Annotated in this window: 7 protein-coding genes; all 7 read left to right on the top strand. The window is 72.1% G+C overall.

Annotation, left to right across the window (positions count from 1 at the left end; genetic code table 11):
- Positions 1 to 83 precede the first annotated feature (83 nt).
- Positions 84 to 1,349, top strand: coding sequence for an acyl-CoA dehydrogenase family protein (locus GUY61_RS03345; RefSeq protein ID WP_166628511.1), 1,266 nt, complete (start codon positions 84 to 86; stop codon positions 1,347 to 1,349).
- Positions 1,346 to 2,458: a phosphotransferase family protein gene (locus GUY61_RS03350; protein ID WP_166628512.1), complete on the top strand. Its 1,113-nt coding sequence runs from the start codon at positions 1,346 to 1,348 to the stop codon at positions 2,456 to 2,458. Before GUY61_RS03345 ends, GUY61_RS03350 begins: the two co-directional genes overlap by 4 nt.
- A gap of 179 nt (positions 2,459 to 2,637) precedes the next feature.
- Positions 2,638 to 3,876 (top strand): CaiB/BaiF CoA-transferase family protein, encoded by a 1,239-nt coding sequence (locus GUY61_RS03355; RefSeq protein ID WP_166628522.1) that lies wholly within the window; start codon positions 2,638 to 2,640, stop codon positions 3,874 to 3,876.
- Positions 3,876 to 4,901 carry an LLM class F420-dependent oxidoreductase gene (locus GUY61_RS03360; protein WP_166628513.1) on the top strand — a complete coding sequence of 342 codons (1,026 nt, stop codon included), beginning with the start codon at positions 3,876 to 3,878 and terminating at the stop codon, positions 4,899 to 4,901. Before GUY61_RS03355 ends, GUY61_RS03360 begins: the two co-directional genes overlap by 1 nt.
- A 49-nt stretch (positions 4,902 to 4,950) precedes the next feature.
- The gene (locus GUY61_RS03365; protein WP_166628514.1) at positions 4,951 to 6,093 is read left to right on the top strand and encodes an acyl-CoA dehydrogenase family protein; all 1,143 of its coding nucleotides are present in this window, start codon (positions 4,951 to 4,953) and stop codon (positions 6,091 to 6,093) included.
- Between the two features lie 100 nt (positions 6,094 to 6,193).
- Complete coding sequence (locus GUY61_RS03370) at positions 6,194 to 7,408, top strand: acetyl-CoA C-acetyltransferase (RefSeq protein ID WP_166628515.1); 1,215 nt, start codon at positions 6,194 to 6,196, stop codon at positions 7,406 to 7,408.
- 134 nt (positions 7,409 to 7,542) lie between these two features.
- Positions 7,543 to 9,726 carry a 3-hydroxyacyl-CoA dehydrogenase NAD-binding domain-containing protein gene (locus GUY61_RS03375; protein WP_166628516.1) on the top strand — a complete coding sequence of 728 codons (2,184 nt, stop codon included), beginning with the start codon at positions 7,543 to 7,545 and terminating at the stop codon, positions 9,724 to 9,726.
- Positions 9,727 to 9,730: the final 4 nt, after the last annotated feature.

The raw sequence follows: 9,730 nt of genomic DNA on the forward strand, positions 1-9,730 counted from the left end.
GGAGTTGACCGCCTCCACCCTCACTCGTACTGTCTTAGCGAGCGCTAAGTAACCTCCTTGTCCGGCGGGTTGAGAGGAAACCCATGGCGAACGGATCCGGACCCGAGCCGGTGATCCAAGAACTACGCGCCCGCACCGCCGACTTCGTCCGCGATGTGGCCGAGCCCGCCGAGGCGGCGATGCTGTCCGGCACCGGCGCGCCGGACGACCGGTTGCGCCGAGCTCTGCAGCAGCGCGCGCGGGCGGCGGGAATCTTCGCCCCCACCGCACCCAGGGCCCTCGGCGGTCTCGGCCTGGACCTGTGCGGGCAGTCGGTCGTACTCGAGACCGCCGGACGCAGCCTTCTCGGACCACTCGCCCTCAACTGCGCCGCCCCCGACGAGGGCAACATGCACCTCCTGGCGAGGACGGCGACCCCCGACCAGCGCCGCCGCTACCTAGAGCCGCTCGTCGAGGGCGCCGTCCGCTCCTGCTTCGCCATGACCGAACCGGCGCCCGGCGCGGGCTCCGACCCCTCACAACTGGCCACCAGGGCACGCCGAGCCCGCGGCGGCTGGGTGATCGACGGCCGCAAGTGGTTTGTCACCGGCGCGGACGGAGCCGCGTTCGCCCTCGTCATGGCGCGTACCGACCGGGGCGGCGGCGAACCGGAAGCGACCGTCTTCCTGGTGCCGACCGGCACACCCGGCTTCGAGGTGGTGCGGCACATACCGACCCTGGACTCGGGGTTCACCGGCGGCCACTGCGAGATCGCACTCACGAACTGCGCGGTCGGGGACGACGCCGTACTGGGACACGCCGTGGGCCAGGGCTTCGCCCAGGCACAACTCCGCCTGGAGCCCGCACGGTTGACGCACAGCATGCGCTGGCTCGGGCTCGCGGCACGCGCCCACGAGACGGCGGTGCGCTACACCTGCGGCCGTACCGCGTTCGGCAGCCGCCTCGGCGACCTCGGCATGGTGCAGCAGCAGATCGCCGACAACGAGATCGACCTCGCCGCAGGACGGGCCCTGGTCAGGGAGGCGGCCCAGGTACTCGACAGCGGTCTGCCGGGCCGGCAGGAGACCTCGGTCGCCAAGACGTTCGTCGCGGAGGCGGTCGGCAGAGTGGTCGACCGGGCCGTCCAGATGTGCGGCGCGTCGGGCCTCTCCGGTGAGCTTCCCCTCGCCGCCTACCTGCGCGAGGTAAGGGCCTTCCGCGTCTACGACGGTCCGTCCGAAGTGCACCGCCGCTCCATAGCCCGGCGAGCGGTGCGCCGCCACGGCGCGCCGGACGGCCGCCCGGCGGAGTCCGCCCCGACGACCGACACCGACGGGGCCGGGCAGGTCTCGTCCGGAGGCCGGGCATGAGTGCCGCCCACGAGTCCCCGGCGGCCTCGGGCGTGGACGGCGCCGGGGGTCGGAGCACCCGGGCGCCCGCACTCGCGCCCGCACTTCGGGGCCTCGAACCGGGAGCCCTCGACGCGTGGTTCACGGAGCATGTGCCGGACTGCACGGGCCCTCTGACCGCCGTACTCGTACAGGGCGGGCGCTCCAACCTGACCTACCGCGTGTCCGACGGCCGCTACGACTGGATCGTCCGACGGCCACCGCTGGGCGGCCTGACACCTTCGGCCCACGACGTCATGCGCGAGTACCGGGTGATGCGTGCCCTGTGGAACAGCGGCGTGGCCGTCCCGCAGACCGTGGCCGTGTGCCAGGACGACCGGGTGATCGGCGCCCCGTTCACGGTGGTTTCGTACGTCGAGGGCCGCGTCCTGCGCCACCGCTCCGACACCGAGGGCATGACGCCGCACCAGCTCTGCCGGTGTGCGGACGCACTCGTCGCGGAACTGGCGCGGCTGCACGCCGTCCCACCGGAGTCCGTCGGTCTCGGCGACCTCGGCCGGCCGCGCGGATATGTGCTGCGCCAGCTCCGGAGGTGGCGCTCCCAGTGGGATCTGGTCGCCACCCGTCCGCTGCCGGATCTGGACCGCCTGCACCAGGCGCTGGAGGAGTCGGCACCGCCGGAGAGCGACGAAGCAAGCCTCGTGCACGGCGACTTTAGGATCGACAACACGATCCTCGACCGGCACGACGTGGGCCGTGTCCGGGCCGTCGTGGACTGGGAACTGTCCACGCTCGGCGACCCGCTGGCGGATCTGGGGATGTTCCTCGCCTACCGTTCACCGGTCGTGGACGCCCTGCTCGGCGACCCGGCCGCGACCGACCCGAAGTTCCCGGCCCCGCTGGAACTGGCCGAGCAGTACGCCCTCCTCAGCGGCCGCGACCTGACACACCTGTCCTTCCACCTGGCCCTGGCCCACTTCAAGATCGCGGTCATCGCACAGGGTGTCGCCGTCCGCGAGGCCGGTCAGGGGCCGCCGCCCGGCTGCCGGCCCGGCGGAGCGGCCTCCGCGGTCCCCGAACTCGTACGTGCCGGGATGGAAACGCTCGGCCTCGGTGTGAGCACGACGTGACCGGCGCACCGCGCCCCCTCAACGGTGCGCAGAGCGAATCCACCGGGCGTACCCGCGACCAAGAGCCCGGCACGACACGGAGAAGGGTCCCGATGAGTGACACCACGGCCCACGCCACGCCCTCCGCGGCGAACGCCACGCCCTCCGCGGGGAACGCCGCGCCCTCCACCAGGACACACATGGCGGACGCCGCGGCACCGCGCGGCGCCGGACCGCTGACCGGTGTCCGCGTGGTCGAACTGGCCGGGATCGGTCCCGGCCCCTTCGCCGCGATGCTCCTCGCCGACATGGGCGCCGACGTCGTACGCGTCGACCGGCCGGAACCGTCACCCCTCGGCATCAGCCCCGCACACGACCTGACCAACCGCAACAAGCGTTCCGTCCTCGTCGACCTCAAGTCGGCCGACGGGCCGGCCACCGTCATGGCGCTCGCGGAACGCGCCGACATCCTGATCGAGGGCTACCGCCCGGGAGTCGCCGAGCGCCTCGGTGTCGGCCCCGGGGAGTGCCTGGCCGCCAACCCGGCGCTGGTGTACGGCCGGATGACCGGATGGGGCCAGGTAGGACCACTGGCGCCCCGGGCGGGACACGACATCGGCTACATCGCCACCGCCGGCGCCCTCGGCATGATCGGCACGCCCGTTGGCCCGCCGGCGATCCCCGCCAACCTGCTCGGCGACTACGCGGGCGGCTCCCTCTACCTCGTGACCGGTGTGCTCGCCGCACTGCTGAACGCCCGTGCCACCGGCGAGGGCCAGGTGGTGGACGCCGCCATCGTGGACGGCACGGCGCACCTCACCTCGATCGTCTGGGGCATGCTCGCCTCGGGTACCTGGCAGGACGGCCGGGGCCGCAACCTGCTCGACGGCGGCTGCCCCTATTACGCCGTGTACGAGACGGGCGACGGCGGCTGGATGGCCGTCGGCGCCTTGGAGCCCCAGTTCTACCGGGAGTTCGTACGTCTCCTCGGACTCGCCGCCGACGACCTGCCGGACCGCAACGATCCGCGCCGCTGGCCCGAGCTCAGGGACCGGTTCGCCGCACGGTTCAAGACCGCGGCCCGCGACGAGTGGGCCGCCGTCTTCGAGGGCACCGACGCCTGCGTCGCCCCGGTGCTCTCGCTGCGCGAGGCCGCCCGCCATCCGCATCTGGCGGACCGCGGCACCTTCACCGAGGCCCATGGCCTCGTCCAGCCGGGCGTGGCCCCCCGCTTCTCCGCCACCCCCGGCGGCCTGCGGCTGCCGCCGGCCGTCCCCGGCGCACACACCCCCGAGGTGGCACGCGACTGGGGCGTGGCCCGGCTCGGCGCGCGTCCGGAAACGTCCACGTCCCCGGCCGCGCCGCCCGCCACGTCCCCGGCCGCGCCGCCCGACGAATCGCCCGACGAGCCGCCAGCCGCCCAGGAGGCCGAGCGCTGATGGAACTCTCCACTCCTCTCCAGTACGCGGGAGACCCGCGCACCGCCGCCGACGAGGCCGCCGCGCTCGAGTCCGCCGGACTCGACGCCATCTGGGTGGCCGAGGCGTACGGCTTCGACTCCCCGACGATCATGGGATACCTCGCCGCCCGCACGGAACGTGTCAGGATCGGTTCCGCGATCCTCAACGTCTATTCCCGCACCTCCGCGCTCATCGCCCAGACCGCGGCCGGACTCGACGCCCTGACCGGCGGCCGGGCGATGCTCGGCATCGGCGCGTCAGGACCCCAGGTCGTCGAGGGCTGGCACGGCCGCCGCTACGACAAGCCGCTCGGCCGCACCCGCGAGACCATCGGTCTGGCCAGGCGCATCTGGCGACGCGAGGTGATCGAGCACCACGGCATCACCGACATGCCGCTGCCTCCGGAGAAGGGAGGTACCCTCGGCAAACCGCTCAAGCTGCTCACCCGCCCGGTGAGGGCCGCGATCCCCGTGTACGTGGCCGCGCTCGGCCCCGCCAACGTCCGTATGACCGCCGAACTCGCCGACGGCTGGCTGCCGTTCCTCTACGTCCCGGAGCACGCCGGCAAGGTCTGGGGCGGTCCGCTCGCGGAGGGCGCCGCGCTGCGCGACGCCGCTCTCCCGCCGCTGTCGGTCGTCGCCGGCGGCCTGCTCGCGATCGGCGACGGCGCCGAGGCGGTACGCGACCTGATGCGGCCCACGATCGCGCTGTACGTCGGAGGCATGGGCGCCCCCGGCCGCAACTTCTACTACGACCTCGTGTGTTCCTACGGCTACGAGGCGGAGGCGGCCGTCGTCCAGCAGCACTACCTCGCCGGGCGGAAGAAGGAGGCGGAGGCCGCCGTCCCCGCCGAACTGTGCGAACTCGTCAGCCTCGCGGGCCCCGAGGGCTACGTGAGGGACCGGATCGAGGTCTTCCGCGAGGCCGGCGTGACGATGCTCAACGTCACGCCCGCCGGGCCGGATCCCGCCCGGCTCATCGAGAAGGTCAAGGGCTGGCTCTGAGCGGCAGACCGGCCGGCCGACACCCATCCACCGACGCGGAGACGACGACATGCAGCGAGACCTCTTCACCCCGGAACACGAGGCGTTCCGCGAGACCGTGCGCACCTTCCTCGCCAAGGAGGTGCTCCCGCACCACGAACGCTGGGAGCGGGAAGGCGTCGTGGACCGAGAGGTGTGGACCTCGGCCGGCCGCCGGGGCCTGCTGGGCCTCGCCGTGCCCGAGGAGTACGGCGGCGGAGGCACCGACGACTACCGCTACAGCGCCGTGCTCATCGAGGAGTTCGCCCGCGCCGGCGCCTCCGGTGTGGCGCTCAGCCTGCACAACGACATCGTCGGGCCGTACCTGACCCGGCTGGCCACCGAGGAGCAGAAGCAGCGCTGGCTGCCCGGATACACCTCCGGCGAGACCATCACGGCCATCGCCATGACCGAACCGGGCGCCGGCTCCGACCTCCAGGGCATCCGCACCACCGCCACCGACCAGGGCGACCACTACCTCCTCAACGGCGCCAAGACATTCATCTCCAACGGCATCCTGGCCGACCTGGTCATCGTGGTGGCCCGCACCACCCCCGAGGGCGGCAGCGCCGGGCAGAGCCTGCTCGTCGTCGAGAGGGGCATGGAGGGCTTCGAGCGCGGCCGCAACCTCGACAAGATCGGCCAGAAGGCGCAGGACACCGCCGAACTCTTCTTCAACGACGTACGGGTGCCCAAGGCGAACCTGCTGGGGGAGGAGAACCAGGCGTTCTCCTGTCTCATGGCGAACCTCGCCCAGGAACGGCTGGCCATCGCGGTCGCCGCTGCCGCCGCGGCCGAGTACATCCTGGACGTCACCATGGAGTACGTGAAGGAGCGCGAGGCGTTCGGCCGCCCGCTCGCCCGCCTCCAGCACATCCGCTTCGAGATCGCCGAGATGGCCACCGAGGCGGCCGTCACACGCACCTTCATGGACCGCTGCATCGCCGAGCACAGCGAGGGACGACTCGACGCCGTGCATGCCTCGATGGCCAAGTGGTGGGCCACCGAACTGGAGAAGCGGGTCGCCGACCGCTGCCTCCAACTACACGGCGGCTACGGCTACATGACGGAGTACCGCGTCGCCAAGGCCTTCGTCGACGGACGCATCCAGACGATCTACGGCGGCACCACAGAGATCATGAAGGAGATCATCGGGCGCTCCCTGCTGGGTTGAGCGCGCACTCCCGTCCCCTCGGAGCCCGGCGCCGCACGCGCTCACGGAACCCCTCGCCCCCGACTGCCGACCGCCTCGGCACGACCGGAAGGTACCCACGTTGACCAGCGAAGCGTATGTGTACGACGCGATCCGCACCCCGCGCGGACGCGGCAGGGCAAACGGCGCCCTGCACGGCACCAAGCCCGTCGATCTCGTCGTCGGCCTGATCGGTGAAGTACGCCGCCGGTACCCCGACCTCGACCCGGCCGGCATCGACGACATCGTGCTCGGGGTCGTCAGCCCGGTCGGTGACCAGGGAGCCGACATCGCCAGGACCGCGGCGATGGCCGCGGGCCTGCCCGACACCGTGGCCGGGGTCCAGGAGAACCGCTTCTGCGCCTCGGGCCTCGAGGCCGTCAACCTGGCTGCCGCCAAGGTCCGCTCCGGCTGGGAGGACCTGGTCCTCGCAGGCGGCGTCGAGTCCATGTCCCGTACGCCGATGGGCAGCGACGGCGGCGCCTGGGCGATGGACCCGGTGACCAACTACACGACCGGTTTCGTCCCGCAGGGCATCGGCGCCGATCTGATCGCCACCATCGAGGGCTTCACCCGGCACGATGTCGACTCCTATGCGGCCGAGTCCCAGGCGCGTGCCACCGAGGCGTGGAAGGACGGCCGGTTCGACCGCTCCGTCGTACCGGTACGTGACCGCAACGGACTGGTGGTCCTGGACCGCGACGAACACCTCAGGCCCGGTACCACCGCCGAGAGCCTGGCCGGGCTGAAGCCGTCCTTCGCCCTGGCCGGCGAGGCGGGCGGATTCGACGCGGTGGCGCTCCAGAAGTACCACTGGGTCGAGCGGATCGAGCACGTCCACCATGCGGGCAACTCCTCCGGCATCGTGGACGGCGCCGCCCTGACCGTCATCGGTTCCGGCGCCGCGGGGAAGCGGTACGGTCTGCGGCCGCGGGCCAGGATTGTCTCCGCCGCGGTTTCCGGAGCGGATCCGACGATCATGCTGACCGGGCCGGCGCCGGCCTCACGCAAGGCCCTCGCCAAGGCGGGGCTGACGGCCGGGGACCTCGACCTGGTCGAGATCAACGAGGCGTTCGCGGCCGTGGTCCTGCGGTTCGTGAAGGACATGGGCTTGCCACTCGACAAGGTGAACGTCAACGGAGGCGCCATCGCCATGGGCCATCCGCTGGGCGCGACCGGCGCGATGATCCTCGGCACCCTCGTGGACGAACTGGAACGCCGCGACCTGCGGTACGGGCTCGCCACCCTGTGCGTCGGCGGCGGCATGGGCATCGCCACCGTCGTCGAACGCCTCTGACCCGCGTCCCGCCGCGCCGCCCTGAAGCACCTCAGCCCCGCCACCTCCCATTCGCCGTGCCATCGCCCGCGCTGTCGTCGCTCCGTCGCCCGCGCCGTCACCGCGCCGCTCCCGAACCCTGGAGACCGCATCCCATGGCCACCACCGCCCAAAGCCGCACCATCCGCTGGGAAGAGGACACCGACAACGTCATCACCCTCGTCCTCGACGACCCCGACCAGTCCGCCAACACCATGAACGCGGCATTCATCGATTCGCTGGACGCCACCGTGGACCGCCTGGAAGCCGGACGCGACGGCATCAAGGGCGTCATCCTCACCTCGGCCAAGAAGACGTTCTTCGCCGGCGGCGACCTGCGCGACCTGATCGCCGTCACACCCGGGACCGCCGACCGCTCCTTCGAGGCCGGCATGCGCGTCAAACGGGCCCTGCGCAGGCTGGAGACGCTGGGCAAGCCGGTCGTCGCGGCGATCAACGGCGCCGCGCTGGGCGGCGGTTACGAGATCGCGCTCGCCTGCCACCACCGAGTCGTCCTGGACCGCCCGGCCGCCCGGGTCGGTCTGCCGGAGGCCACCCTCGGCCTGCTGCCCGGTGGCGGCGGAGTGGTCCGCACGGTACGGATGTTCGGTGTCGCCGACGCCCTGCGGAAGGTGCTGCTCGACGGCAGGCAGTACACACCGGCCGACGCGCTCGAGGCGGGTCTCGTCGACGAGATCGCCACCGACCCGCAGGAACTGCTCGGCAGGGCACGCGCGTTCATCGACGCGCACCCGCAGTGCCACCAGCTCTGGGACGCCAAGGGCTACCGCATCCCCGGCGGCACCCCGAGCACCCCGGCGTTCGCCGCGAACCTGCCCGCTTTCCCCGCGAACCTCCGCAAGAAGCTGGGCGGCGCACCGTATCCGGCGCCGTGCAACATCCTGGCCGCCGCCGTGGAGAGCACACAGGTGGACATCGACACCGCCTTCGTGGTCGAGGCCCGCTACCTGACGGACCTCGTCACCGGCCAGACCGCGAAGAACATGATCCAGGCGTTCTTCTTCGATCTCCAGGCGGTCGACTCCGGTGCCAACCGCCCGCAGGGCATGCCCTCCCGCACCGTGGCCAAGGTCGCCGTCCTGGGCGGCGGCATGATGGGCGGGGGCATCGCCCACGCCTGCGCGAAGGCGGGCATCGAGGTCGCCCTCAAGGACGTCTCCGTGGAAGCGGCCGCCCGTGGAAAGGCCTACTCGGAAGCCCTGCTGGAGCGTGCCGTCGCCCGGGGCCGTACGACCGGGGCGGAACGTGACGCGTTCCTCGCCCGCATCACACCCACCGCCGCAGTCGAGGACCTGGCCGGCTGCGACGCGGTGATCGAGGCCGTCTTCGAGGACCCCGGGCTCAAGCACCGCGTGTTCCGGGAGGCCGAGAAGACCGTGGCCCCGGACGCCCTGCTGTGCTCCAACACCTCCACCCTGCCCATCACCCTGCTGGCCGAAGGCGTGGAGCGGCCCAAGGACTTCATCGGACTGCACTTCTTCTCGCCCGTCGACAAGATGCGGCTGGTCGAGATCGTCAAGGGCAGGGAGACCGGCGACGAGGCGCTGGCCCGGGCCTTCGACCTGGTACGCCAGATCGGCAAGACCCCGATCGTCGTCAACGACAGCCGCGGGTTCTTCACCTCCCGGGTCATCGGCCACTTCATCAACGAGGGCGTCGCCATGGTCGGCGAGGGCATCGACCCCTCGACCGTCGAGCAGGCGGCGGCCCAGGCTGGCTACCCGGCGAAGGTGCTGTCCCTGATGGACGAGCTCACCCTCACCCTGCCGCGCAGGATCCGCGAGGAGACCCGGCGCGCGACCGAGGCGGCGGGCGGCGACTGGCGCCCCCACCCGGCCGACGCGGTCGTCGACCGCATGATCGACGAGTTCGGCCGTCCGGGACGCAGCGGCGGCGCCGGCTTCTACGAGTACGCGGACGGGCGGCGGGCCGGGCTCTGGCCGGGGCTGCGCGAGCACTTCACCGACCCCGCCCTGCGCATGACCGATCTCGGGGAACTCAAGGAGCGGATGCTCTTCGTCGAGGCCCTGGACGCGGTGCGCTGCCTTGAGGAGGGCGTGCTCACCTCCGTCGCGGACGCCAACATCGGCTCGCTGCTCGGCATCGGCTTCCCCGCCTGGACGGGCGGCGTCCTGCAGTACATCAACGGGTACGAGGGCGGGCTGCCCGGGTTCGTGACACGGGCCCGCGAACTGCGCGACCTGCACGGCGAACGCTTCACACCGCCCGGACTGCTGGTGCGCAAGGCGGAGCTGGGCGAGACCTTCACCGACGACTGAGCCC

Source organism: Streptomyces sp. GC420 (assembly GCF_009916105.1).
In the GTDB taxonomy this organism is placed as follows: domain Bacteria; phylum Actinomycetota; class Actinomycetes; order Streptomycetales; family Streptomycetaceae; genus Streptomyces.

What these genes read in the sequence shown, in the direction of transcription:
- GUY61_RS03345 (WP_166628511.1), top strand. Translation starts at nt 84, where the DNA reads ATGGCGAACGGATCCGGACCCGAGCCGGTGATCCAAGAACTACGCGCC.
- GUY61_RS03350 (WP_166628512.1), top strand. Translation starts at nt 1,346, where the DNA reads ATGAGTGCCGCCCACGAGTCCCCGGCGGCCTCGGGCGTGGACGGCGCC.
- GUY61_RS03355 (WP_166628522.1), top strand. Translation starts at nt 2,638, where the DNA reads ATGGCGGACGCCGCGGCACCGCGCGGCGCCGGACCGCTGACCGGTGTC.
- GUY61_RS03360 (WP_166628513.1), top strand. Translation starts at nt 3,876, where the DNA reads ATGGAACTCTCCACTCCTCTCCAGTACGCGGGAGACCCGCGCACCGCC.
- GUY61_RS03365 (WP_166628514.1), top strand. Translation starts at nt 4,951, where the DNA reads ATGCAGCGAGACCTCTTCACCCCGGAACACGAGGCGTTCCGCGAGACC.
- GUY61_RS03375 (WP_166628516.1), top strand. Translation starts at nt 7,543, where the DNA reads ATGGCCACCACCGCCCAAAGCCGCACCATCCGCTGGGAAGAGGACACC.